The organism is Hyphomicrobium sp. GJ21 (genome assembly GCF_001006785.1).
Classification (GTDB): Bacteria; Pseudomonadota; Alphaproteobacteria; order Rhizobiales; family Hyphomicrobiaceae; genus Hyphomicrobium_B.
In genome coordinates, this window is record NZ_CDHO01000003.1 from 530,888 (window position 1) to 557,194 (window position 26,307).

The window sequence follows — 26,307 nt, forward strand, 5'->3', positions numbered from 1 at the left end:
TCAGCCCTTCTTTTCACGAATGAGGTTGGCGATGAACTTCGCGATCTCCGCCGGCGTGCCGGTCAGCATCTCGGCTTTCGACTGCTCGGGGATGTACATGCGCTTGACGACGTAGCCGCCGCTGCCGTCGACGACGCCCGCGCCGCTGACGACGACGAGCGGCTTCTGCTTCGCCTGCTTGACCATCTTCATGGTCGCGAAGCGCGGCGTGTTGATGCCGGTCTGGATGGCGACGACGGCCGGCGCCTTGAGATCGAAGTTGTGCCGGAGGCCGCCTTCGAGTTCACGCGCGAGCTTCAGCGGACCCTTGCCGTCCCACTCGAAGCCGACGACGACAGCGGCATGCGGCAGGCCGAGAATGCGTGCGAGCGCGGTACCGGTGGCGCCGTGCGCCTGGTCGCCCGACTGCACGCCCGAGAACACGAGATCGGGATCTTCCGCCTTCGCGACGCCGGCGATGGCGCGCGCGATGGTGATCGGATCGGCGTTGGCGAGCGAGTCGTCCCAGATCCGCACCGCCCGGTGCGCGCCTTTAGCGAGCGCCTTGAGCAGCGACGCATCGGCATCGCCGTCGCCGACGGTGACGGCCACGACTTCGCCGCCGCCCTGCTTCTCGACGCAGCGGAGCGCTTCCTCGAGCGCCGCGTCGTCCCACTCGTTCAAGGAGAACTCCATGAACTCGCGGCGCACGTCGCGGCCGTCGGCGGTGAAGCCGTATTCGTCACCGAGCTTGGCGACGTTCTTGATGGTGACGAGAATGCGCAGGCCGGTCTTCGGCGGCGCCTGATAGTCGGCGAACGTCGCCGGCGTGACGGGCTTCAGTCCGTCCCACGAGACCGGCGTCAGCTTCTGTTCGACGGCCGGTGCCGCGGGTGCCGCGGCAGGTGCAGCATCCGGCGCCTTCGCTTCCGGTGCAGGTGCTACTTCGGCGGGAGCTTGCGTTGGTGCAGCTGGTGTCGCCGGAGCCTGCTCCGCAACGGCGGCCGGAGCTGCAGCGAGCGCCACGGGGGCGGCCGCCACCGGCAGGCTCGCGAGCCGCGCCGAGATCACGGCGTCGAGCTTCGTCGCCACCGCATCCGAGATGTGCGTTGCGATCGCGGCGACGAGGCGGTCGGCGAGCGGCGGCAGATCCTTGAGGTTGAGCGACTTCAGCTCGATGGCTTCCGCGACCAGCTCGGCCAGATCCTGGACGACGAAATCCTTCTCGTGCCCGCCGGTCTTTCGAGCATCCTCAAACATGGTCAGGTCCTTTGGACAGCAAGTGACGAAGATATCGATGTTGAGCGCCGCCGCTTCGTGCACGCGGTTCTCGGAGGGCTTCTGCGTGCCCTGCGTATCGGGGATCCAGATGCGTCCGCCGCCGGCGCCGCAGCAGAACGAGTTGTCGCGATTGCGCGGCATCTCGATCAGCTCGCAGCCGATCAGCTCCAGCACCTTGCGCGGCGCGTCGTAGCCGCCGTTCAGGCGCCCGAGATGGCACGGGTCATGGAACGTGACGCGCTTGTTGAGCGGCTTTTTGACTTTGAGGCGGCCGCTGGTCAGAAGGTCGGCGAGCACGCTCGAATAGTGCTCGATCGGCGCGACCTCGCCGAAGGCCGGGTATTCGTTCTTGATCGTGTTGTAGCTGTGCGGGTCGGTGGTGATGATGCGCTGGAACGGCTTCGCGCCCTGCATCTGCTCGATGTTGTGGCTCGCGAGTTCCTCATAGAGGCCCTCTTCGCCGACGCGGCGCACGTCGTTGCCCGCCGTCTTCTCGCCCTCGTGCAGCAGCGCGAAGTCTTCGCGTGCGGCTTTGAGGAGCCGCGCCACCGTCTGGCTGACCTTCTGGTTGCGCGGATCGAAGGAGGCGAAGTCGCCGACGAACCACAGCGTCGGGGCGGCATCCTCGCGGATGTCCTTGACGCGGAACTCGAGCGCCTTCGTCCATTGCGAGCGCTTGCGCGAGTTCTCGCCGAAGCTGTTGCCGGTGTCGCCGATCTGCACGATCGTGTTGCGCAGCAAGGGGTCCATCGTGCCCTGCTCGACGAGATGCCGACGCATGCGCACGATGAGGGACGGATGTTCGATGCCGACCGGGCAGATCTCCTGGCAGGCGCCGCAGGTGCGGCAGGCCCAGAGCGTCTCCGGCGCGATGACGCCGCCGACGAGATCGAGCGCCGGCGACGAGCAGCCCTTGGCCTCGTCGTTGTAGGCGCGCAGATCGAGAATGAAGTCGCGCGGGCTGAGCGGATATCCGGCCGTCCGCGCCGGACAGGCTTCATGACAACGGCCGCACTTGGTGCAGGCGTCGAGATGCAGCATGTCCTTCCAGGTGAAGTCCTCGATCGCGGAAATGCCGGCCTTCTCGGCGTCCTTGGGCTCGCCCGGCAACAGCGCCAGCGGCTGCTTGTTGCGGAAGATCAGCGATCCGACGGCGGCGATGATGTGCTTGGCCTTGTACCACGGGATCGCGGCCGTGAACGTCAGCGCCAGGATGCCGTGCATCCACCAGTTCGTATGCCGGATCGCGGCCGCCGTTTCTTCCGTCACGCCGGCGCCGGTCAGCACCTTCGACAGCGCGAGGCCGACCGGCGACCACGCCGCCCACGCGGGCTTGTCGATGATGAGGCCGCAGGCTTCCTGCAGGAAGCCCGAGCATTCGATGAGCAGCAGCGAGACGACGAAGACCCAGTCCTCGATGCGCCAGCCTTCGGCGACGGCGCGCAGCTCCGTCTCGCCGCGATAGTTGCGCACGTAGTCGAGCTTCTTGGGCTTGATCAGCGCCCGGCGCACGATCATGTAGACGAGGCCGATGATCAGGGACAGATGTCCGAGATCGAGCAGCAGGCTCATGATCAGATAGAACTTGCCCTTGACGAACGTGATGCCCGTCAGCGGCTTCAGAAGATCGACCTCGATGAAATAGAGCGTCGTCGCGATGGCGCCGAACAGATAGCCGTAGAAGATGCCCTTGTGCGCGAGGCCCGCCCAGCGATCGCGCCGCCTGAGCGTGCGATGCGAGAAGATGTCCTTCAGCCCACGAACGACGCGGTCGTAAAGCTCGAGCGGCTCGACCAGCGACTTGCCACGCGCATACTTCGCGATGTGCGCATACGCCCCGTACAGGAACACCGCCATCGACAGCGTGCCGAGCATGTAGAACATGATCAGCTGCTGCGTGTTGATGCCCCAAAATAGCTCGCGCGATTCCACCGATTTGTTCCTATCGATCCACGGCAGTGGGCCGTGGCGGATGCATCAATGCAAATGAATGCGTGGCGACAGCAATGCAGTCGCATGGAAATGCCGAGCCGGCACTGGACGCCGGCTCGGCAAGGATAGGCGCTTAACCCACCGTTTCGCGGTCAGAGATCTTGGGATAGGTCTCGTGACCCCAAACCTGGCGCTCACGGATCCAAGGCTGCGCACGCTGCGGGTTGGAGGACTCGAATTCCCGAGCGATGCGATGCCCTTCGAACACGGCCTGTGCAATGAGGCCGGGAGCGAAACAGTCACCTGCTTGATAGACTGCCTGGATGTCGCGCTTCTCCCATTCGTCTTTACGCTTCGCGAGTTCGCGATAGAGACTGTCGTTCGGAACGCGCGCCGTGCAGACCACGAGCGTATCGAACGGAACCTCGACGACATCCGTACCTGCGCGACGCGGAAGCTCGCCCGTCTTCGGTCCGAGATTGCGCTTGTAGCCGTCGCGGAAGAGATAGTACGCGGTGGCCTTCCCGGGCTCGACCTTGGTCAGCCAATGGCTGGTCAGCTCGTGGATCTTCTTCTCGTACATCATGCGGTGAAGGTTCGGCGCTTCAAGCGTGAAGTGCGTGTACGGCGCGACACCCTTGAGCGGAGACAGGATCTTCACGTGCTTGCCGCGATCGGCGAGATATTCCGCGATCGAAACGCCCGTGAAATAACCGTCGCAGTCGACAACGAGAACATTGTCGCCAACCGGCTTGTTCTGCATCAGGATTTGTTCCGGCGTGCAGATGTACGGCAGCGAGGCGTCGATGCCCTCAACGGGACCATGCGTGACGAAGTTCGTGCCGTCGGTCGCCCAATGCGAACCGGTGGCGAGCACAACCTTGTCGGCGCCGTAGTTGAGGATGTCTTCCGCCGTCATCTTGCCGATGCCGGTGTGAACCTCGACCGACTTCAGCTTCTGCAGCTGCAGCTGGCGATAGATCGCAACGCGACCCCACTCTGCGAGACCCGGATACTTGACGACCTTACGGATACGGCCGCCGATTTCGGCGTCTGCTTCGCGAAGGTGGACGTCATATCCACGCTCACCGAGAACACGGGCGCATTCCATGCCGGCCGGACCAGCACCGACCACCAGAACCGAGCACGTGTCTTTGGTTTTGGCGAACTTCTCAGGATGCCAGCCACGACGATATTCTTCGTTGGCCGTAGCGTTCTGCGTGCAGATCATCGGCGGGCCGCCGATTTCCCAGCGCGAGATGCAGACGTTGCAGCCGATGCATTCGCGGATGTCTTCGTAGCGGCCTTCTTCGATCTTCTTCGGAATGAAGGGATCGGCGATCGACGGACGCGCGAAGCCGAGAATGTCGAGACGGCCTTCGCGAATGCGAGCGGCCATATCGTCGGGGCTCGTTTCACGGCTGACGCCGAGAACCGGCACCTTCGCCGCCTTTTTGCAATCGTCCGTCCAGTTGCGCTGATGACCTGCCTTGTAGAAGCGCGACGGACCAGCGTCTTCGCCCCACTCAGCGATGTCGCCGACGTTGAGGTCCCAGAGATCGAGCAGGCCCTTGCTGTCGACGAGTTCGACGAACTTGATGCCTTCGTCCAGAGCTTCGACGCCGTCGGCGCCATAGAGCGTGTCGACCGCAAAGCGCGTGGCGATCGCGGCTTCATGACCGACGGCCGCCTTCACCTTCTCGAGCGTCTCGACCCAGAAGCGGGCGCGGTTTTCGAACGAGCCGCCGTACCCGTCGGTGCGATGGTTGTAGTATTTCGAAAGGAACTGCAGCGGCAGGTAGCTGTGCGCGCCGTAGACGTACACGATGTCGAAGCCGGCCTGGACCGAACGCTTCGCCGCCTCGACGTACAGGTTCTGGAGATGCTTGATGTCGTCCAGATCAGCTTCGTGGCAGTAGGTCAGATATTCGAACTCGGATGCCTGCGAAGTCGGGCCGTAGGAGATCGCGCGCGATTCCATGCACGGCGCGTGCGAGCCGCCGTACCAGAGTTCGACGCCGCCGAGTGCGCCGTGCTTATGCAGGCTGTCGTTGAGATGACGCAGGTTGATGACGTCGCCTTCGTCCCAGATGCGCGCGGAAACGCGGTGGCAGTCGTCGGATTCCGGCGAAATCGAGCAGTACTCTGTGCAGCAGGCGCCCCATCCCCCTTCAGCCTTCATGCCACGATGGGCGGCCTGGGTTCCGGGCTTCTCCGATCCGGCGCCGATGCAATGCGGCACCTGGTAGAACCGGTTCTTCATCGTCTTCGGACCGATCTTGATCGGCTCAAAAAGAATGTCGTGTTTGGGGTTTCTTGCCATGGGCGATCCTCTCCCTCATCAGGGAACCACTTTGGACCATTATTGTCCATTTTGGTCGATAATGTCACTATCCATAGGTCCAAAATTTTCAACCTGGCAACCAGAAAAAAGTGGTTGAGGGCCCAAAATGGTCGTTCAGAAATGCATATTGCAACGCAACAAAGGCAGCAAAATCGCACAAAAAATTAGCACCTGCGACCAAAAAACACTGAAAAATAAAGTCGAATCCATTTGGTTTAAGATGGTTGATAATCGGCCAACAGCATGTTAGAATTTTTTAAATTCTCGCAACGCAAAATCGGTTGGTCGACCATGGAAAACCAAATGACGCAAAAAAGATCAGCTCACAGCTTATTCCTGCGCCAGTTGGCTGGCCCTGTGAGCTATCGACGACCGGTCAGATTCGCGGACGAGAACTGAGCAGGAGCAAGCCGCAGCCCATTCCGACGGGTTATGCGGGAACGTTCGATCGCAATGCCCTAACTGGAAGAAGCACAGCATGGACGACCGAGTGAGCGAAGCCCTACCGCCTTGGGAATTGAGCAGGGACAATCATCCGCTCATCAAGGAACGCGTGAAAGCTGCAGCCGACGCACTGTTTCATCAGATCGCGTCCGGCCAGTATTCGTATGGAACCCGCCTCGCTTCCGAACGTGATCTCGCCAAGGAATTCTCGCTCAGCCGCGCGGCGATCCGGCAAGTCATCGACTTTCTCGAAACCTATGCCGTCGTAAAGCGCCAGCCGAACAGCGGCACGTTCGTGAATTACGTCCCGCCGAAGAATGGCTTCTCCATCGCAAATGCGAAGACCGGAGAAAGCCACCTGATGGACATCCGGGCGATAGCCGAAACCGCATCACCGCTCGAAATGAACATTCTCTGCTCGATCATCGAGCCGGAGATGGTCCGGATCGCGGCGCTCTACATGTCGGTACGCGACCTCGCGAATTTGCGGAGCGTGTTCGACGAAATCGAAAAAATCGTCACCGACGCGGAACTCTTCGCACACCTCGAAAAGAAGTTCCTGATGACGATTGCCGAGGGAACGCATAACCGGCTGCTGATCACCGTCTACCGGATCGTGACGGAAGTTCGCCGGCAGCCGCACTGGTGCGCGACGCGCGTGAAATCCTTGACGCCCGAGCGCATCAGCGACACGCAGAACCGTTTGAAATCGCTTTATATGGCGTTGGAAAATCACGACATCGAAAGCGCGGTCGAGTTCATGAAGCTCGTCATTGCAGGCGCGCAGGATGACCTGTTGAACGCGCGCTGATCCTCGAAGCGCTCGCAGAATTGCGGGTGCGTCTCCGCGCTTCGAAAGCGACAAACGCGTTAGCGGCTCAACGCCAGTTTTTCTTCTCGCTGATCCCACATCAGATTAAGAGCACGCATGTGCTTGATCAGCAGATAGCCGTACGAGCTCCACCACTTGAGAGGCGAGCCAAACTCGACGATACGCGCCTTGCCGTTGCGGATGGCGACGACCGGCCAGTCACCGACAAGCGCGTTATCGATGCCGAACAGCTCATGCCCCCACCACGTGGCTTCGCCGAAAACGTGCTTGCCCTTCCCGCCGACTTTCATCATCGCGAGCACCGTTAGAGGCTCGATCGTGCGCGCACGTTCGACGGCAACCTTCCACATCTGAAGGATTGCCGCATACTCCCACGACACGGCGCTCCACTCGCCCGGATAACGCCGGCAGAACTCGCCGAAAAAGCCTGCAGGATCGCCGAAATTGATGTTCGGAACGTTGAGCAACGGATCATCGAAATCCGGAAATTGGAAGACGAAATTCTCCATGAATTCCGGGCTCGTCTTCTCAACCAGCTCCAGATAGTTATCGCACGTGCACGAAATGATCCGGCCCTTGAAGCCGCGCTTGTAGGCTTCGATGGTCATGGCATGCACGAACGGCTCGTACGCCGTATCCCAGCACAGCACGTCCGGGTTCTTTTCCAGCAATCGGCCGATGATCTCCGAAAAGTCGCTCGTCTGATTGGGAAACAGATGTTCGTCGACCAGCGTCAGGCCGGCGGCCTCGAAAGCTGCGCGGTACGTCGCAATCGACGGCAATCCGTGCTCGTCGTTCTGCGTGCACATCGCCACCGTCTTCAGGCTCGGATCGTCCCGCACGAGCCAATCGACGCCGGTCACGTTGTAGATCGGATGGACTTCGCACGGCGCGATCAACGTGCGCGCATTCGGCGATAGATCGCTCGGCAGCAGCGTCGTCACCAGCGCCTTGCGTTGATTGACGAAGTCGCGCAACGGCCGGGAAAAGTCGTTGCCGCCGAGCATCATCACCAACTGCACACCATGATCCATGAGCAGTTTGCGTGCACCCGCCAACGCCTTTTCAGGCCTGAACTGAGTATCGTAGGGAATGACGTCGACCTGATAACGGCGGTCGCCGATCCGGATTCCGCCCTTTCCGTTCACCCAGTCTTTCCAGATGAGACAGCCCATGAAACCGGGCTCGGCCCAGGATTTCATTTTTCCGGACAACGGCGCGAGCATGCCGACTTTGATAACTTTTTCGGCGTCGATGACCGTTCGAGGCAAGGCCAGCGATAGCGCTGATGTGACCGTGGTAGGAGACCGCATTTCTCGCCTTCTTTCATCCCAGCGCCCTATCTGGGATCGCATCATCGACTCTTAAAGCCGGCGCTCTCGATGGTCGCCACGATTCAGCGACGCTCGTTGTTTAACGCATCGGCGCCTAGCACGGCGCGGCCTCCGATGAAAATTTCCTCGCACCCTAACGTACGAAACACCACCTTTCGAAGCCGGGCGAGATGACATTGCGCGCAACGCACACGCGAACAATACCCGCAGGCATCGTTACACTCTATACTATACATTTTTTGTATACAAAAAGCCGAAACGCGACGTGGCTTAACGCGTCGCACCCATCTCGCGCTCGGACGCTTCGCACGCGCGCCGCTGAATACCAGACAATCGAAGTCCAAAACCGTCGGTTCGACGACCTCCCCTCAGGCGACGACGGCACGGCTCAGTCTTCGCAAAGCAATTAAAACTCACAGTTTCTTATGCCTGCGAGACAAGCAGAGGCGCCAATTTGCGCCGCAGCGAATGATAACAAATTGTTCACATTGCCCAGTAATTGGGCTAGGACCGCTACGCTTCAAACTCAAATCGGAACGCATAAACAGTGGTCAACATTGATGAAAAGCTGGCGCCAATCCTCGCGGAAGTTCTCCGCAGGAATGCCGGCGAAGAAGAATTCCATCAAGCCGTCAGGGAAGTCCTTGGAAGTCTCGGCCGCGTCGTCGCCAAACATCCCCGATATGCCAACAATCACGCTCTGATCGAGCGCCTGTGTGAGCCGGAGCGACAGATTATCTTTCGCGTTCCGTGGGTTGATGACTCCGGACACGTGCGCATCAATCGTGGTTTCCGGGTGCAGTTCAACTCGGCGCTCGGCCCCTACAAGGGCGGCCTACGTTTCCACCCGTCGGTCAACGTCGGCATCATCAAGTTCCTCGGTTTCGAGCAGACGTTCAAGAACGCGCTCACCGGAATGCCGATCGGCGGTGGCAAAGGCGGGTCGGACTTCAATCCGCGCGGCCGTTCCGACGGCGAAATCATGCGCTTCTGCCAGTCCTTCATGACCGAGCTTCATCGCCACCTCGGCGAATACACCGACGTTCCCGCCGGTGACATCGGCGTCGGCGGCCGCGAGATCGGCTTCATGTTCGGTCAGTACAAGCGCCTTACCAATCGCTACGAAGCCGGCGTCCTGACGGGCAAAGGCTTGACATATGGCGGCTCTCGCGCACGCACCGAAGCGACCGGCTACGGCACGACCTATTTCGTGCAGAGCATGCTCGCCACGAAAAAGCAGGCGTTCGAGGGACGCCGCGTCGTCGTATCCGGATCGGGCAATGTTGCGATCTACGCCATCGAGAAGGTCGCCGAATTCGGCGGCAAGGTCGTGGCGTGCTCCGACTCGAACGGCTACGTCGTCGACGAAAACGGCATCGATCTCGCCCTCGTGAAGGAGATCAAGGAAGTCAAGCGCGGCCGCATTTCCGACTACGCCAAGATCAAGGGCGCACCGGTCCGTTATATCGAAGGCGGATCGATCTGGGATGTCCCGTGCGATGTCGCAATGCCGTCGGCGACGCAGAACGAACTGACCGGCAAGGACGCGCAGGCTCTCGTCAACAACGGTGTTATCGCAGTCGGCGAAGGCGCCAACATGCCTTGCACGCCGGAAGCGGTACACATCTTCCAGCAGGCTGGCGTGCTCTTCGCGCCCGGCAAAGCAGCCAACGCTGGCGGCGTTGCCACCTCCGCGCTCGAAATGCAGCAGAACGCATCGCGCGATAGCTGGACGTTCGAGCAGACGGAAGCCCGTCTCGCGATCATCATGCGCGACATCCACGACAGCTGCGCCGAAACCGCCAAGGAATACGGCGCGCCAGGCGACTACGTCCTCGGAGCCAACATCGCGAGCTTCGTCCGCGTTGCGGAAGCGATGGAATCTCTCGGCGTTATCTAAGGCCTATCTATCGATCGGCCGGGCACCGCCAAAACGCGGCAGCGCCCGGCCAATCTTTTTTTGCGCAATCAAGCCGCGGACAACGTATCGAATTCAGCGCGTACGCTGTCGACGGTCGGCTTGATGAGCGCGCTGACGCCCGGGATCGCGAGCGCCTTATCGAACAGCTGATCGAGCATCGGCCGCGTCGCGGCGATCGCATTGACGACCGTTTTACGAACGTCTGGCGAAAGCTGATCGAGCATCTTTTTCAACCGTGAGAATTCCTCGGCCGATTTCGCCAGAGGTTGAGCAACCGCTTGCGCGGACGCCTCGTCTTTGATGCTCGAAAGCGACGAACGCATCCCGTCGACCGCATTTGCGATCTGCGCACCAAAGTCCGTATCTCCGACCTTGACTCCGCGAATACTGTCGAGCGCCTGGAATGGCGCCGGCATGATGTCCGTGCCTGCAGCACCCGTGCTCGTTCCAGTGTTCGACAGCGAGTTCGAATTGGCTTCTGTCTGCGCGGGAGTTTCCGTTGCCGGCGGCGGTGCGACCGCAGTCACGTCCGGACCCGAGCCTGTCCGCATGCTCCAGGCGATGCCGAGCAATGCAAGCACAGCAAGCGCCGGAAGTGCCCAGCGCCACGGCGACGACGCTTCGCGCGACTGATCGCTGTATCGCTCCGCTGTCGTGTATTGCGGCCGCGAGGCTGGGTCCGCAGCTGAGGCGGCGCGCTCAGGACCCATCACGCCGTCGAGAATTCCCGTACCTTGGAGATATTTCGAAAAGCCTGAAGGGATAGCCCGCGCGATACCGTCCTTTTGAGACTCGACGAGGTCAGCGAGACCATCGGCATCGAGCCCTCTCGCGCGTTGCTCTTGCCCGAGCACGCCCAACACGACAGGTGCAAGCAAGCCCATCAGACTTTTCGAGATGCCACCTCCCACGCCCGCGTATTGGCTGACGGCATTGGTGAGCGCCGATGACGTCGAACCGCCGAGAAGTGAATTGAGCAGGCTCGAGCCGCTTTCGACCACACTATTCTGCGTCGGACTGCCGATCACGTTTCCCAGGTTCGAGAGCAGACCCGGCGGCTGCTGCGCGATTGCGTTGTCGAGTGCAGAGACGCCGCCCGGCCTGGAAATCAACGACACCAGCGCGGCGAGAAGACCGGGAATACCGGCCTGCAAGGCTTTTTCTGCTTGTGACCTGTCGAGCCCTAGCCCCGAAGCGATGCGTGTTACGATGTTAGCGCTGAGAGCTTGGGTGATGCTGGAGATCAGATTTGCTGACATGGGAACCGTCCTTCCGGTTGCCCCCCGGATGCAGAACTCCCCTCAAGCTCGGTAATTAGACGCGCAAAGCTCAGCCGAGTCCATCCATTGCACGTCCATGCCACGAAGAAGATGGGGCCGCATTTGATTGAAGAACCTGCACGCGCAAACCTGAGCGCCGTTCAGCGGCGGCAGCTACAGCAACATCGCTTTTGAGAAAAAACGTCTGAGCGCAGCGCGTGAACCTGCGCGATCAGATTCCGTTTCACCGGAAAAAAACAAGGCCGACGCCCAGAGGGCGCCGACCCGTTCGTGGACATCGGGTACGGGAATGAAGAAGGGAGTACCCGACGAACAAAAAATATCTTCAGCCGGCAGACGAGTCAATTGCAAAGAAACTTTTTTTCTTTATAGTCACGATAAAGTGCATCCGAAACGATTTTATTCCGGGTGACCCATGGAATTCGAAGCCAAGAAATCTGAACGCATCATTGCAGATGGGTTGGGGTCAAAGCCGTCGAAGCATCGCGCGACTCCAAGCTGTTCCCAGGTCGCTCCATCTGTCGAAGCATCAGCGCACGACGAAATCGCCGCCACCACTTCGAGCACTAATCGGATCGTCCGTAAGCACCGTAATTCTAATCATGCACCTGCCGCCGAAAACTTACTAACGAATTTTCCGAAGGCCATGAAACTCAAGCACCGAACATTGCCGTTCGACCTTCGCTCGCTGGAGATATTTCTCGCCGTCTGCGAAACCGGAGGCATGGCCGCTGCTGCTAGCGAACTCGGGCTGACGCAGCCTGCCGTGTCACAAACGATTTCCGAGCTCGAGAAGCGCACGGGTACGGATCTGTTCGACAGAAAGTGCCGCCCGCTTGCGCTGACCCTCAGCGGATCGTTGATGCGTCAGCGCGCAACGGCGCTGCTGTCCGACGCACATCAGATCTCGCCTTTGCTACAAGATGCAAAGCAAGGAAAAGTCACGTTCATTCGCGTCGGGCTGGTCGACTCTCTCAACCGCGCCTTGACGATCAAACTCTCGGAATATTTGCAGTCTCGCGCCGGCAAGGTTGCCATCCTCTCCGGCTTGACCGCCGCACATGCGAGCGAACTGCTGACGCGCAAACTCGATTTGTTTTTGGGCGTCGATGATCTCGAAGAAACGGCTGGCCTCGAACGATGGGAGATCGGACGCGAGCCCTACGTTCTGTTGCTGCCCGCAGGCACGCGCATGGTTCAGACAATCGACGATCTGAAGCGCCTCGCGGAAACCAAGCCGTTCATCCGCTTCAGCGCGCGCTCACAAACGGGCGTCGAGATCGAACGTCATTTGCGCCGCCTTGGCATCGTGGCGGCGCAATCGTTCGAGTATGACAGTCCTTATTCCGTAGCCGCGATGGTTTCTGCAGGACAAGGCTTCGCGATCTCCACCGCTCTCTGCGTGTCGGAATCGCAGCTTGGCAGTGACGGCTTGGTCACCTGCCCGCTACCCGGTCCGATCGTCTCGCGAAAACTCTCGGTCGTCGCGCGCTTTCGCGAGCTGGGTCAGATCCCGCGCGACGTCGCGGACGTCACGCGCATCGCATTGGGCGAGCATATCTGCGCCCTGAATATCTGAAGCCTGACCGCTTAAGCCGAGTATTGATGCGCGACCGGCATGACGATGATCGGCTTCATCGGCCCTTCGAGGTTTTCCGTTTCCGGAACCACAACTTGGCCGCTCGTTGCGCTCTGCAACAAACTCTCGTTCGTTTCTGCGGTGGAGGATTTGTCGTCCGCATCGCTCATATCGAACAATCCTTCCCTGTCTGAGCTCAGTTGCGAGCAGCGGCGTTAGTTTGAGAAACTGGGAAACGCCGTCTGACGCTGCAGATTATCGCTTTTTGAAATAAAGACGATAGGAAAAGTCATTCGTTCCGTGTGTCCGAGAATTTCTGCATCGACGCGAAGATTGCTGTGATGCGCAGGCAGGGCAACGCGATCCCAATCGCCTGGAACGAAGCTATGCAAACTTTCGCCTGCCCGGATGCCGCCGGCCAGCGCGATGAGTTCGTGAACGGTGCTGAACACCGGCGCCTTGTAGATCCCAGGTCGTGAAACACACCCGAGCAACGCATAAAGCGTTTGCGGACCGGTCGCGGCATCGCCGTCGAGCGCATCACCCGTCGCAACGATTTCAGGCACCCAAGCGACGAACTCGGGATCGGCGATCAGTGCCGACGCGCTCGGCTCCTCGCTGTTCGACGTCAGACAGATCTGGCGCAAGCTCTGTTGCTCTGACTGGCTTTCGGCGTCGATCAGCGTGAAGCGAACATTCGCCCCAAGTCCACGGTCCTTTAGGAAAAGAAATTCCTTATAGAACTTGCGACACGCACTCTCATGCCTGCGGCTGTAGCAAAGAACGATCTCCGGTGCACCAAGCGCATGCGCGACAATCAGCAGGCCTTCAAGAACCCGTTGCGGAAACTGGCTCAGGAAGAAGGATTGCGCCATTTCGCCGGGCCCATGCTCGTCAATGAGCATCACGATTTTGACGGTCGAGTACCGGGCGCGAAGCTCTCGAATGCGCACGCCGAATGGCGCATCCGCCTTCTCGAACGAGCGAACCGCCGCCGAGGATAGTGAGCAGAGAACGCTTTCGAGACTGCGCCGCTTGGCCAGACAGCTTTTCAGAACCCCATAGCCGCCGGACGCGCAATACTGCTCGAACGACTCGGCTGGTCCGAAGTCCGATGTCTCGCTAGCGCCTGAGTAGATCCGTCCGTCGCGGCTGATGGCCGGCGCGCGCCAGCACTGTGCCAGACATGTCTCGCGCGTGATCTCGTCGCTTCGAACGAGCCCGGACTCGACGAGAGAATGGCAAAACTGTTCCGCTCCTGCCAGCGCGCAGGGCAGCCCCACGCAAACGCGGGCGCGATCTTCATCCGCTGCCTCGGCATCTTGGCTGGAAGCGTGCTCATCGTCCGGCTGCACCTCGCTGTCGTCGCGAAGCACGGACGCAAAATCCGCCTCACACACGTAGCCGCGGCACCGCTGGACAGCTCTGAGCCAGCCGGAAAGACATGAGCGTCTGTTCAATGGCGCCCCGATCGCTGCTGAAGGACTGACTGGTTCGAAGAGCGCGCACGTTTGCTATCCGGGGCGACGCTAGCGATTGCGAGCTCGAAAAAAGACGGCTGAGAGCGGTCACTCCCAGCCGAGTTAGACGCACAGTGGGAAAAAGGCTGTTTGTGCGCCGCGAGGACTAGTGGAACACAACGACCCCCCTTCACTTGCAGATCGACCAGGACGATCGAGGAGGAATACGTTCGCCCTGGCCATTCGCCACGAGCACGCGCCAAGGCCAGGCTGAACGGGACCTCGACACGTTCCGCGAAGAATTCCGATGCCGTCAGATCGCGCGCAGGTCTTGGCGCGCTCGAAAAAGCACCGCGAACTTGACGTGCTTTTGACGTGCCCGACATGAGGAACCACATGCGATCTGTACTGACGACCGCTCGCAGTATTATGTTGGAGAGCACGAGCACAAGTAAAAAAACTTTCTGGCTAAGAAATGATTTTGCATCTGCGAGAGGGACTTCGCGATGCGCCATAAAACGAGGTTTATGAACTCTGGCACGATATAACTGAATTCGCGAGTGAACTTAGCGATTGGTCGACTATGGTCGCAGACAGATAGGCGGAGCGCATGTGGCGTCCGCAAATCAATGCTCACAAATGAACGGGCAAACTGCGGAATAGACCGCCTGCTGACGATCAGCCAGCCTGCTCCTGCGAGGCCAAAGTCGCCGTCTGGACGCCGCGTGAATGCCGGCTGATTCCCCACAGAGCCAGAAATGTGATGATCGACGCCGCCGTCAGATAGAAGCCCACGGCCTGAATGCCGAACTTCGTCGCGAGCGTCGTCGCAACGTAAGGAGCCAGCGAAGCTCCGAAGATCCCGGCAAGATTGAACGCCAGCGACGCCCCCGTATAGCGCACGCCGACTGGGAACGGCTCCGAAAGCGCCGTGCCGAGCGGGCCGTATGTAAAGCCCATCAGCGCGAGGCCGAGAACCATGAAGCCGACGACGCTCGCCACGCTCCCACCGCCGAACAGCGGTTCAAACAACAGCCCGAAGATGCCGATGAGCGCCGTCGCCCAAAGCAGAACCGTCTGACGGCCGACCTTATCTGCGAGCCACGCAGACAGCGGAATAGTCAGCCCAAAGAAGATCACGCCGATCATCTGAATCGGCAGGAACTGCTGCCGCGTATAACCGAGGTTGCTGATCCCCCAGCTCAAGGCAAAAACCGTCATCAGATAAAACAGAACGAATGTCGCCAAAGCGCCGAATGTCCCAAGGATCAGCAGCCCGAAGTGCCGCGAAAATACCGTCGCCAACGGCACGCGCACGCGCTCGTTCTTCTCGATCGCTTTCTGAAACGCCGGCGTTTCCGAGATGCGCAGGCGCACATAAAGACCGACAAAAACCAGAACCGCGCTGGCGATGAAAGGAATCCGCCAGCCGAATGTGAGAAATTGCTGATCGGTCAGCAGTTCAGTGATCGCGAGAAAGATGCCCGTCGAACACAGAAACCCAATCGGCGCGCCGAGCTGCGGAAACATGCCGAACCACGCCTTCTTATCCTTCGGTGCATTTTCCGTTGCGAGCAGCACTGCTCCGCCCCACTCGCCGCCAAGCCCGAGACCTTGGAAAAAGCGACATAGCGCGAGCAGCAATGGAGCCCAGACGCCCGCCGTCTCATAGGTCGGCAGGATGCCGATCATGATCGTCGCGAGACCCATCGTCAGCAGCGCCGCAACCAGCGTCGCCTTGCGTCCGACGCGATCGCCGAAATGCCCAAACAGCATAGCGCCGACGGGGCGCGCGAAAAATGCAATCGAAAACGTCGCAAAGGATTGCAGCGTCGCCGTCGTCGCGTCGGCGCTCGGAAAGAACAATTGCGGAAAAACGAGAACCGCCGCCGTCGCGTAAATGTAGAAATCAAAGAACTCGATCGTCGTGCCCGCAAGGCTCGCAAACAGGACGCGGCGCGTCGAGACGTTCTTTGATCCGGTCAAAGGCTCACCCGATGATGTCTGGTGGATTACGATTCGGCTGCCGGAATATTTCAGCCAACGGAAGCCTCCGCAAGCGGAACCGGCTTACGAGCCCGCAGGCGCCGTCCACCTCACCAAGACACGCAGCTTTGGGCCAGTTTCGTGCCTGGAACTGCGCTGCCGCTAAGAAAAGCGGGCCAGGCCGTGCCAGCGACGGCTCTCCTTCGCGGTCAGCCTCCGCGAAGTCCAGAAAAATGGAGAGAGGCAACGTAGCCCGTGCCTCTCTCCACGGTGCGGGGGCTACCTTCGGCGCTGTAGCCTCCCGCCTTCTCGTCGGCTCAAGGATTTCTGCGCGCGAAGGACGCGGCATACACGGCCCCACGATCCGCAATCATCGGATCGGCAGCCTCTATCCCGGCCGGAACCGCATTCGGCATGAAGACGAGTTCTTTGTTTGCCGCATCGTCGCCCGCGCTTTTCGTCAGCGTGATTGTCCCAAGCGGGACCGTCTTGCGATCGGCGGGCCATGCGAGCGACGGATCGTCGACCTTGTCACCTGCATCCGCGATCTGCGCGACGAGCGTGAACGTCACCGGACCTTCGCCGACGCGCTTTTTGATTTCGTCGCTCAGGTAGGAAGCGGCCGCCGCCTTCGCATCCGCGTCGCTCAGATAGTGCTCTCCCCCAGTCGGCACGATTTGGTAGCGGACGAACGCCGCCTTGCCGTCCTTGTTCGTGAGCTTGAAGGCGTTCACCGCATAGTACGGCAGGCTGGCGAAGCTCACCGGATTGGGCTTCGCGGCAGTCAGGAAGGTCTTGGCAATTGGATGATCGCCAAGGAACGTATCGAGCGGCGTCGGCTTTGGCGTATCGGGCTTGCTCGTCCCAAGCGCGATGAGAAGCTGGCGGAACTCACCGGTAGTCGCGACGGGAAAGCCGTTGAACGAATGCGCGACGATGTCTGTCTCCGAACCATCCGCGAGCTTGAACTTCACGGCCATGCCGCGCGGACTGGCCAAGCCGTCATTATCCGCAATCGTCGGAATACCGGCGAAGTTCGACAACCGCACAGTGACCGGCACAGTCGAACCCGCCTGCAAATGCGGCGCCTTCGACAGCGCGGCGGCTTCGGGCGAGGCAGCGAACGTCCCGGTCAGAACCGTGCCTTTGGCATGAACGGCGCGCGCACCCTCGTGCACGCCGAATACGCCGTTGACGGCATCGACCATCGCGTCGGGCGGAACGTCCTCGGCCTTGGCATTGATAGCGAGCAATGAAATCGCGGCGGCAATCAGCAGCGGAATAGCAGCTTCCTTCATAACCGATCTCCCGTTTGGAACGACGCATTCGAACGAACCCACCCCGCACACACGACCACCGGTCGCGACTGCCGATCGCCAGCCGTGTCACGTAGATTTGCGTTTGGTTTGCTGATTAGTCGGGCGAGAACATCCGGACGTTACGCCCTGTTCGGACGAATTTTATCGACATGGACACCCGCCTTCGCAAAACGATCGCCGAGGAAGCCGCCGAATACAGGCCGCTGCTCTATCGGATGGCGCTGACGCAGCTGAAGAACGCGGCGGCGGCCGAGGACGCAACGCAGGAAGCGCTTCTTGCAGCGATCGAGAAAGCCGACAGTTTCGAACGCCGCTCGACGCTGCGAACGTGGCTTTTCTCCATCCTGCGCTTCAAGATTCTCGACATCATGCGCGATCAGTCCAAGTCGCGACGGCGTGACAGCGAGCTCCCCGCCGAACATGCCGCCATCGACGACGACAATTCCCGCACCTTCGACACGCTGTTCAATGACAGCGGCTGCTGGATCGACACCAAGGACGTCTGGACGAACCCTCACACCGTCGCGGAGCGCGATGCATTCTTCAAAGTCCTTGAAGTGTGCATGACGCGCCTTCCGGCCCGAACCTCACGCGCGTTTCTGATGCGCGAATGGCTCGAACTCGAGCCGCCCGAGATTTGCCGGGAACTCGGGATCACCCAGGGCAACCTGCGCATTCTGCTGTACAGGGCGCGGATGCAGTTGCGGCTTTGCCTCGACTTGAATTGGCAGCGAGATTGACGATGACGAACCCGATCACCTGCAAGGACTCAACCTGGCTCGTCAGTGAATCTCGCGAGCGCACGCTTTCGAAAGAAGAATTGCAGGACCTCGAGGGCCACATCGCGGAATGCCCCTACTGCAAAGGCGCGAGCACGCAGTTCGCCGTCCTTTTCAAACAGCTCGACCATTATCTCGGAAACAGCAGAGCGGAAAAAGACGAGACCGGCTGAGCCAGCCCTCCGCCGCACGATTTTTCTCGCCCGCAGAGATAACGGATTGAGTTTCAATTCAAATTTGGAAGCAACCGCGCCTCGCTCTTGCCCAGACTCATGCGCTATGACTAGCGAGTGAATCGGGCCGGGCGGAACCACGTGATCGACAAACCAACAACATCTCTGTCGAGACTGCTCGTCCTCGCCGCCGCTGGCATGCTGCTGACGGGTTCGCCCGGACGCGCTCAGCAGCCCCCGAATCCTGCCGAAGCAGCTGGCCAGATCGCAGACTTTTTCGGCAAAGTCGGCGACCAGATCTACGAGAACTGCATTTTCGAGCTTTCCGACGAGCAGATCGAGGTTCAGCACGCGCTCGTTAAAGCTTACATCGAGCACGGCGCGAGCGGTGCGTCGGCAAGAAAACTCGCCGCGAAACAGATCCAGCCACCGAAGCTGTCAGCCGAATGCGAGCAAATCCGGAATATGCCGCGCATGGCACAGCCTCCGCCGACGGAAGCCGCGCTTCCGCCCGGTGCCTGGGAACCGAAAGTCGCGGCGACGCCGAAAGCCAAAACAACACCGGCGCCGTCGCCAATACCGCCCGCACGCGCCATCAGCCTCGCGAGCAAGAAAGTTTTGCCGCAGTGGGATTGCGCCGAAGGCGTCGACTACGTCACGATCCAGCACAAGGGTTATCCTCGAAAGCTGACCGGCGGCGAGATCTGCAATCCGTTCCAGGACGTCGTGCATGAAGTCCCGGCTGCGGTCGGAAACTTCCGCTTGGGCTATACGATCAAAACCGGCCGCCTGTTCGTCATCACCGAAGGCGGCGCACGCGGCCAGACGATCGCCTGGGCCATCTCCGGCCGCGAAGTCTGCAGAAACAATCCCGACCCCGACTGCCTTGCGACGCGTGCAGTCGGGCCTTTGCCGCCCGGCGAATACACGTTCTCGGCGAACAAGGATCAGCGCGTCACCTGGGGGCCGACGATAAAGCGCTACGTCATCGGCGTTTACCTCAAGAAGCTCTGGGGCAAGGAGCAGTATACGCCGCAGCAGACGTCAGCCATCCTTGCGCGCGGCAATATCGCAATCCACGAACGCCTGAAGGGTGAAATGTCGGAGGCCTGCCTCGGCCTTGAACCCAATGGCTGGGCTTATGTCGCCTCGCTGATCAAGAATGCGCGCGCCAACGGCCTCAGCGTCTACGTCGACGAGCCCTATCCGCAGGTTGCGGAAAATCCCCCAATCGTCGTTGCATCCTCGTTCTCGCTGACCTCGATTTTCAAATAAGCCGGTTGGCGGTTATGCTGGCGCGAAATCGTGTCTTGCGCTCGCCCGTAATTGCGTCATCACGCCATAAGCGGGCCATGTAACAAGGACGCCCGCCACATCGAAAAACACCCCGGAACGGCGGCGACACTGGAGGAACGCAGAATGAAGTACTCGAAAGACAAGGATGCCATCGCCCGTCTTTCGCCGGAGCAATATCGCGTGACGCAGGAGAGCGGCACCGAGCGCCCCGGCACGGGCGAGTATTTGTACAATAAGGAGCCGGGCATTTACGTCGATGTCGTATCGGGCGAACCGTTGTTCGCATCGTCCGACAAATACGAATCCGGCTGCGGCTGGCCGAGCTTCACCAAGCCCATCGTCGCAACGAACATCAACGAAAAGCACGACGCGACCCACGGCATGGTGCGCACCGAAGTCCGCTCCAAGCACGGCGACAGTCACCTCGGCCACGTGTTTCCCGACGGTCCTCGCGACAAAGGCGGGCTTCGCTATTGCATCAACTCGGCGTCGCTTCGCTTCATTCATCGCGATGACATGGAAGCGCAAGGCTACGCCGCCTATCTTGATCAAGTGCAGGATATTCGCTGACCGCGCGGCATCCGAGAGAATGATCCGCGAGCCATTCAAGTAAGGGCGAGGCACGCTTCGTGCGAAATAACGCGATTTATCGCCTCGACACGCAAGCCGATCTCGAACACGCCGTGAAAAAACTTGCGCGGCGTGATCCGAGGCTTCGCCCCATCCTCGCGCAGACCGGCATGCCTCAACTCAGGCGCCGGCCCGCGGGACTGCCCGGACTGGCGGCAATCGTCGTCGGCCAACAGCTCTCGATCGCGAGCGCGTCCGCGATCTGGTCGCGGCTCGAAATCGCGTTCGATCCGTTTCATCACGACGCGTTGCTTCGTTCGCGCGACGACCGGCTTGCGCGCCTCGGATTGTCGGCGGCGAAAATCAAAACGCTCAAGCATATTGCGCAGGAGATCGCGGACAAGCGGCTCGACCTCGATGCGCTCGCTGACGCCGATGCCGACGAAGCCCACCGCATCCTAACGTCGCTGCATGGCGTCGGACCGTGGACTGCCGATATCTATCTCTTGTTCTGCCTTGGCCACGGCGATGCCTGGCCCGCGGGCGACCTTGCCGTGCAGGAAGCCATGCGCATCGGGCTTGATCTCCCGTCGCGTCCAACCGCCAAGGAAATGAACCCCTTGGCGGAAGACTGGCGGCCATTCAGAGGCGTCGCCGCGCACCTCTGGTGGGCATATTATAAAGTTGCACGCAAACGCGACGGCGCGCCCGTCCCCGAAAGTCGTGCGGGCGCCGGCAGTATCCCGCCGACGCCGAACACGCGACCGATGCGTCTCACGCCTTCTTCGCGAGCGCGACCAGAACCGGTCTCAGATCCTGTGCCGACTGCAGCGGCGCGTCGAACCACAAACGCGCGACGTCGTCCCCAGACGTGAGATCGAGCCCCTCCGGATCGAGAGCCGCGAGCTTCCATCCGGAATTCTTGGCGCCCACCTGCTTTGCATATTTCTCGACGGCGTCCGCATGATCGGAATTCATATGCGAAACCGCGCCTTCTTCCATATCTGCGAGACCCTCGACGCCTTCGAGCGGCGTCGTAAGATCGCTGACCTTCGGCGCGAAAGCCTTGCCGAAGCCGCCATTGAGCGACGCGCGCACAATCTTGAATTTCCAGAACGCAAAATCCGGAAAGTCCGCATAGAGAGAAGACTTCGGATGGCGGCTGAGATAGCGCCGCCGAATGTTATCGCGTTCGCTTCCCGCAGGCACGATTGCCGCCGTACCGATCAGCGTGATGCGCGCGTGCGCAAGCGGATCGCCCTTGCCCGGTTCGCCGACCAGCAGCGAACAGCGTGCATCTTTTTCAAGATTGTTGAAATGCCCGGATAAGCGGGAAATGAGAAAGATCGGAGAGCCGTCCATCGCCGTCGCGAGACTGACGCGCGACACGAACGGAGAGCCATCGACGGGATCGATTGTTCCTAACGCCGCCTGCCGCGCCGTGCGGATCAGCGTTTTGCCGAGCCGTCGCGCGGTATCATCGACCGGTTGAAGAACGTCTTTCTTTTCTGCTGTCATTTCTTCCTCTGCCAAGACAATAGCTGGCTTCGAAACCCCAGTTCGCTATGTCGAAATTGATCGCTGAGCGCAAGAAATATATCGGCAGAAGGAAATCTCCCGTCCGCAACCACGTCGGCGAATTGGCGCATAAAAACGAGTGAATTTGCACAACCGCGCAGGCAGCGGCGCGCTCTAGATGACTTCCACCGTCGCATCTGAAAATAACGCGCCCGCTTTTGCGTGAGCGCGAAGAACATCCTCGGAAAGACGAGTGACGGAATTCTGCGACGTCGTCGCGAGCATCCGATCGACGCGCGCTTTGGAACGATCGAGATCCGCGCCGCTGAGCGCTCCGGAGCGGCGAGCTTCTATCACCCGTTCCGCCAACGGTCGTGCACGCTCCGTATCTCCCCAGTGCGCACAGATCATGAGCATGTCATTACCGGCCGCCATGAAATTGACCGCCATGTCCGGATTGTCGAACAGACGGCTGACTGCGCGCATGCTGACATCGTCCGACACGATCACGCCTTCGAAACCCATCTCCTCGCGCAACAGGCCGTGCGTGATCTTGCGCGACAAGGTCGCCGGCCAATCCGGATCGATCGCCCGGAACAGAATGTGCGATGTCATGATCATGCCGATGCCCGCACCGATCGCCGCCGCGAAGGGCTGCAACTCGCGCCGCCGAAGTTCATCGACGGTGGCGTCGATCACCGGCAGCTCGAGATGCGAATCGACCTGCGTATCGCCGTGACCGGGAAAGTGCTTGCCGCATGCGCGCACGCCCTGGCCTTCCATCGCCTTTGCGAAGGTAAGCGCCTTTGCAACCACGCCTTCGACGGTCGTATCGAACGACCGCGCACCAATCACCGGATTTTTCGGATTGCTGTCGATGTCGAGGACGGGAGCGAAACTGAGATTGATGCCCAACGATGCAAGCTCCGCTCCCATCGCAGCACCGACCGCGCCCGCGTCTTCGCCCCACGCACGCGCATACGTGTACCGCGTGATGGGCGCAGGCGTCCGGCAAACCCTGCCGCCTTCATGATCGATGGCGATGAACAGACGCCCTCGTCCGGTCACTTCCCGGACGTCGCTGACGAGCTTGGCATGGTTGGCGAGCCATGCCTCATAAGGCAGGTCGTGGCAGAAATTGCTTTTGTAAAGAATGATCCCCGCCGGCCGCAGATCGCGAAGCAACGCGCGATCTGCGGGATCGAGCGACGTCGTCGGACGCAATCCGACGATGAAATGATCTCCCACGCTCGCGAGGTCGGGGCTGGACATGCTGAAATCTTCTTGCCGCTGAAACGATATGGAACGCCACAATAGGACTGAGCCCGCATTATGACACCTGCAGCTCCACCGCAATAAGCTCGGCGGAAACTTGACGAGCCAGGCCTTCTCGCCGCCCCCAAAAAAGAAAACGGCGGACCGAAGTCCGCCGTTTCCTCAGCACGGGAAGAAGCTCGAGAGAGTTAGAACTTCACCTTCACGCCACCGTAGGCAGCGAACGGTAGGGCAGGTGTAATCGAGCGTTGACGGCCACCCTCGTCCGGCTCTTCGAACTCGATCGGCGGGGTGTCGGCAGCGCCGCCCACGTTGGCAAGCTCGGCGTTGTAGTAGGTGCCATAGAGCCCGTAGCGACGATCGAAGACGTTCTCGAACAAGCCATAGATCTGGATGTGATCCGTCACATCGTAGGACGTATGCAGGTTAAGTCTCGCAAATCCCGGCAGCGGGCTGTCCTGGTTGCCTTCGTCGCCGGTGAAGAACTGGCTGCTCAGAGCGACGAGGTCCGAACCGAACTTCCACTTCTGTGTCAGCCAATAGTCGAAGCCGACCTTGAAGCGATGCCGCGGCGTGCCCGGCAGGGTATCGCCGGGACGCACGTTGACGCAATGCGGAGCGTCATCGTCCGTAGGATCCGGGGCGCCATCGCATACCACCGCATGCGGATTGTCAGGCGACGACAACTGGATCGAGTCCCTGAACGTCGCATCGAGATAAGTGTAGTTGGCGTAGGCATAGAGCCGGCGCGACCGGTATTCGACGCTCGCCTCGACGCCCTGGCGCAGCGTATCGCCGGCGTTCAGGAAGTAGCCGCGGCCATTCGAGGTCGCATCCGCGACGCTCAGGATATCGTCCGTATTGAGCGTGCGGAAAACGCCGAGGCTCCAGTTAAGCCGGTCCCCCGTCCATCCAAGGCCCTGCTCGCCGCGGATACCGAGCTCAACCGTCCGCGACACGACTTGCTTGAGCGGCGGGTCGGCGGTCAGGAAGCTCTCGATGATGCACGGCAGTTCCGGATCGGAGCACGCGATCTCCGCAGGCGTCGGTGCACGGTTGGCCTCCGAGTAGCCGCCATAGAGCGAGAGGCCCGGAGCAAGCTGATAGGTCAAACCAGCCATCGGATTGAAACGGTTGTACGTGTTGGTGCCGTTCAGCGCTTCGAGTTCTTCGCTGTCCGTGTTGTTCTTGATCTTGATCTGCGCGAAGTTGAAGCGGCCGCCAACCGTCAAAGCGAGGCGATCGGTGAGGTCTGTCGTATTGAGGAAGTACGCGCCGAAATAATCGTTCGTCGTCGTCAGGTTGCGCGGCGTGACGTCGTCGGAACCGCATTCTTCTCCGGGCGCGACGGGCACTGGGCAATCGTCATCATCCGGCGGAGCGACGAACTTGATACCGGTGCCCGCCACAACGAAGCGCGGAAGGAACGTGCCAAGCTCACTGTTCGCCGTATAACCGACACGGCCGTGATCGTAGCTCGTGCCGACGGTGAACTGGTTGCGGTAGCCAAAAAGACGAGACTTGTCGGTCGCCTGCAAGGCGATGCCCCAGCTATCTGCGTCCTGGCTCGTACGATCGATGGAGCCATAATGCGCGGTTGGATCGAAGTTGATCGTGCCGTCCGGATTAACGCCCGGCGTTCCCGGCTTGCCAAACGCGATACCGTCTTCGATACACAGAAGGCCGGGCGCGTCATCGCACTCCTCTGCCTCGGCGATATTGCCGTCAACGTGCTTCTGCTTGAAACGGCGGTAGTAGGCGTTGCCCGAGATCGACAGCGTGTCGGTCGCCTTGACCGTGCCGTTCAGCTGATAAAGCTGGAGCATATTGTCCGTCGTCTGCGGCGACGTGAAGGTGCGATCCCAGCCGCGTTCCGCAAGCAGCTCCTCAGGAGCCGCTGCCGTCACGCCGACATGGTTGTCCGCGCCGGTGAAGTTGAAGTGGAACTCCGACCAGGCGTTCTTGAAGCCGAGATCCAGGTATCCGCGGCGCACTTCAGCATCGGAGAAATCGCGGAAGCCGTCGTCATTGATGGCTTCGAACGCGCCATAGATCCCGAAGTTGCCGACCTGCTGGCCAGCTTGTGTCGAAACCTGCTTGCGTCCGAACGAGCCGAAGCGTGTGTCGACTTCGGCGCCCTGATAGTTGAAGCCGTCCTTCATCTCGATATTGATCGCACCGCCAAGGGCGTTGAGACCGAAGATCGGATTGCCGCTCATCACCGTGATGTTGTTGATGGCGTTCGACGGCAGGAAATCCCAGTTCACGGTATCGCCGAAGGCTTCGTTGATGCGGGTGCCGTTCTGATAGACGGCGAGACCCTGCGCTACGCCGTTGACGGGCGAGGCTTCAAAGCCGCGGTATTGAACGTTTGTCTGGAACTGATTGCCCTGCAGGTCGCCGACGATGATGCCCGGCACGCGAGCTTGCAGCGCTTCCTGCGGAATGACGGTTTCATCGCGCTTGAAGTCGGTCGCCGTGACCTGCGAAACGGCTGCAGGAACCTTCTCGACAGGAATTGAACTCGCCCCAAACGGCGACATCTTCACATTGGACGGCGGAACTTCTGACGTCGACGTCTCTACCGGAGCTTGCGGCGCTGCTTCCGCCACAGGCTGAGGCGCAGGTTGCGGTTGAGCTTTCGGCTTCTTCTGAGCCTGCTTCACCGGCTTCGGTTTGGCCTGCTGCTGGATCACTTTGACTTCAGGGAGGTTGCCCCCGGAGTCGGCCGGCGCTTGTTGCGCGGCAGCTGGCGCCTGATCCGCCGCAGCCGGCGGGTTTTGTGAGGTCGCTCCGGCATCCTGTGCCTGCGCAGAAGCGACGCCATCGCACACCGCAAACAACGCGATGACCGCTGCCGACGCAAAAAGATGACGCCTCATGTCCCGTATTCCCCCATGTTCCCGCTTCCCCCCTTGCCTTTCACTGGCAAATGTTCAGGAGCGGACGTCCCCAGCGGTAAAGCCCAAAAACCGCCACAAGCTACGGAAATGGGCTTTTGCAGG

Annotated in this window: 19 protein-coding genes; 8 read left to right on the forward strand and 11 right to left on the reverse strand. The window is 60.5% G+C overall.

Annotated features, from left to right (window positions below):
• Window positions 1-3,192 carry a heterodisulfide reductase-related iron-sulfur binding cluster gene (locus HYPGJ_RS10895; protein ID WP_046847194.1) on the reverse strand — a complete coding sequence of 1,064 codons (3,192 nt, stop codon included), beginning with the start codon at window positions 3,190-3,192 and terminating at the stop codon, window positions 1-3.
• A 133-nt stretch (window positions 3,193-3,325) separates the two neighbouring features.
• Window positions 3,326-5,515 carry an FAD-dependent oxidoreductase gene (locus HYPGJ_RS10900; RefSeq protein ID WP_046847195.1) on the reverse strand — a complete coding sequence of 730 codons (2,190 nt, stop codon included), beginning with the start codon at window positions 5,513-5,515 and terminating at the stop codon, window positions 3,326-3,328.
• Window positions 5,516-6,014: 499 nt separating this feature from the next.
• Between HYPGJ_RS10900 and HYPGJ_RS10905 the strand changes: the two genes are divergently transcribed.
• The gene (locus HYPGJ_RS10905) at window positions 6,015-6,791 is read left to right on the forward strand and encodes an FCD domain-containing protein (RefSeq protein WP_046847196.1); all 777 of its coding nucleotides are present in this window, start codon (window positions 6,015-6,017) and stop codon (window positions 6,789-6,791) included.
• A 59-nt stretch (window positions 6,792-6,850) separates the two neighbouring features.
• Here the strand turns inward: HYPGJ_RS10905 and HYPGJ_RS10910 are convergent, their stop codons facing one another.
• Entirely contained in the window at window positions 6,851-8,125 is a 1,275-nt protein-coding gene (locus tag HYPGJ_RS10910) for an ABC transporter substrate-binding protein (protein ID WP_046847197.1), read from the reverse strand.
• Between the two features lie 568 nt (window positions 8,126-8,693).
• Here HYPGJ_RS10910 and gdhA point away from each other — a divergent pair.
• The gene (gdhA, locus tag HYPGJ_RS10915; RefSeq protein ID WP_013214571.1) at window positions 8,694-10,046 is read left to right on the forward strand and encodes an NADP-specific glutamate dehydrogenase; all 1,353 of its coding nucleotides are present in this window, start codon (window positions 8,694-8,696) and stop codon (window positions 10,044-10,046) included.
• A gap of 68 nt (window positions 10,047-10,114) precedes the next feature.
• Here the strand turns inward: gdhA and HYPGJ_RS10920 are convergent, their stop codons facing one another.
• The gene (locus HYPGJ_RS10920) at window positions 10,115-11,326 is read right to left on the reverse strand and encodes a DUF937 domain-containing protein (RefSeq protein ID WP_046847198.1); all 1,212 of its coding nucleotides are present in this window, start codon (window positions 11,324-11,326) and stop codon (window positions 10,115-10,117) included.
• Between the two features lie 667 nt (window positions 11,327-11,993).
• Between HYPGJ_RS10920 and HYPGJ_RS10925 the strand changes: the two genes are divergently transcribed.
• Window positions 11,994-12,926, forward strand: a complete 933-nt coding sequence (locus HYPGJ_RS10925) for a LysR family transcriptional regulator (RefSeq protein WP_046848332.1) — start codon at window positions 11,994-11,996, stop codon at window positions 12,924-12,926.
• 11 nt (window positions 12,927-12,937) lie between these two features.
• On the opposite strand, the gene HYPGJ_RS19335 is transcribed toward HYPGJ_RS10925, so the two are convergent.
• The 4 genes from HYPGJ_RS19335 to HYPGJ_RS10940 all read right to left on the reverse strand — a co-directional run bounded on the left by HYPGJ_RS19335 (window position 12,938) and on the right by HYPGJ_RS10940 (window position 17,670).
• Window positions 12,938-13,096, reverse strand: coding sequence for a hypothetical protein (locus tag HYPGJ_RS19335; RefSeq protein WP_200185726.1), 159 nt, complete (start codon window positions 13,094-13,096; stop codon window positions 12,938-12,940).
• A gap of 45 nt (window positions 13,097-13,141) precedes the next feature.
• Window positions 13,142-14,302: a ligand-binding protein gene (locus HYPGJ_RS10930; RefSeq protein WP_046847199.1), complete on the reverse strand. Its 1,161-nt coding sequence runs from the start codon at window positions 14,300-14,302 to the stop codon at window positions 13,142-13,144.
• A gap of 762 nt (window positions 14,303-15,064) precedes the next feature.
• Complete coding sequence (locus tag HYPGJ_RS10935) at window positions 15,065-16,372, reverse strand: MFS transporter (RefSeq protein WP_046847200.1); 1,308 nt, start codon at window positions 16,370-16,372, stop codon at window positions 15,065-15,067.
• 317 nt (window positions 16,373-16,689) lie between these two features.
• The gene (locus tag HYPGJ_RS10940; RefSeq protein WP_046847201.1) at window positions 16,690-17,670 is read right to left on the reverse strand and encodes a catalase family peroxidase; all 981 of its coding nucleotides are present in this window, start codon (window positions 17,668-17,670) and stop codon (window positions 16,690-16,692) included.
• 170 nt (window positions 17,671-17,840) lie between these two features.
• On the opposite strand from HYPGJ_RS10940, the gene HYPGJ_RS10945 reads away from it, so the two are divergent.
• From HYPGJ_RS10945 to HYPGJ_RS10965, 5 genes are all read left to right on the forward strand, one after another.
• Window positions 17,841-18,431, forward strand: a complete 591-nt coding sequence (locus tag HYPGJ_RS10945; RefSeq protein WP_046847202.1) for a sigma-70 family RNA polymerase sigma factor — start codon at window positions 17,841-17,843, stop codon at window positions 18,429-18,431.
• A 2-nt stretch (window positions 18,432-18,433) separates the two neighbouring features.
• Complete coding sequence (locus tag HYPGJ_RS10950) at window positions 18,434-18,643, forward strand: zf-HC2 domain-containing protein (RefSeq protein WP_013214563.1); 210 nt, start codon at window positions 18,434-18,436, stop codon at window positions 18,641-18,643.
• Window positions 18,644-18,784: 141 nt separating this feature from the next.
• Window positions 18,785-19,918, forward strand: coding sequence for a DUF2778 domain-containing protein (locus HYPGJ_RS10955; protein ID WP_046847203.1), 1,134 nt, complete (start codon window positions 18,785-18,787; stop codon window positions 19,916-19,918).
• 144 nt (window positions 19,919-20,062) lie between these two features.
• Window positions 20,063-20,509, forward strand: coding sequence for a peptide-methionine (R)-S-oxide reductase MsrB (gene msrB / locus HYPGJ_RS10960; RefSeq protein ID WP_046847204.1), 447 nt, complete (start codon window positions 20,063-20,065; stop codon window positions 20,507-20,509).
• 59 nt (window positions 20,510-20,568) lie between these two features.
• Entirely contained in the window at window positions 20,569-21,384 is an 816-nt protein-coding gene (locus HYPGJ_RS10965; protein ID WP_046847205.1) for a DNA-3-methyladenine glycosylase, read from the forward strand.
• Here HYPGJ_RS10965 and HYPGJ_RS10970 read toward each other — a convergent pair.
• The 3 genes from HYPGJ_RS10970 to HYPGJ_RS10980 form a co-directional block, all read right to left on the reverse strand.
• Window positions 21,284-22,027 carry a DUF2470 domain-containing protein gene (locus HYPGJ_RS10970; protein ID WP_046847206.1) on the reverse strand — a complete coding sequence of 248 codons (744 nt, stop codon included), beginning with the start codon at window positions 22,025-22,027 and terminating at the stop codon, window positions 21,284-21,286. The two genes, HYPGJ_RS10965 and HYPGJ_RS10970, sit on opposite strands and share 101 nt — an antisense overlap.
• A 174-nt stretch (window positions 22,028-22,201) precedes the next feature.
• A complete protein-coding gene (locus tag HYPGJ_RS10975; protein ID WP_046847207.1) occupies window positions 22,202-23,299 on the reverse strand; it encodes a glycoside hydrolase family 3 N-terminal domain-containing protein in 1,098 nt (365 codons plus the stop codon).
• Between the two features lie 191 nt (window positions 23,300-23,490).
• Window positions 23,491-26,184: a TonB-dependent receptor gene (locus HYPGJ_RS10980; protein WP_046847208.1), complete on the reverse strand. Its 2,694-nt coding sequence runs from the start codon at window positions 26,182-26,184 to the stop codon at window positions 23,491-23,493.
• Window positions 26,185-26,307: the final 123 nt, after the last annotated feature.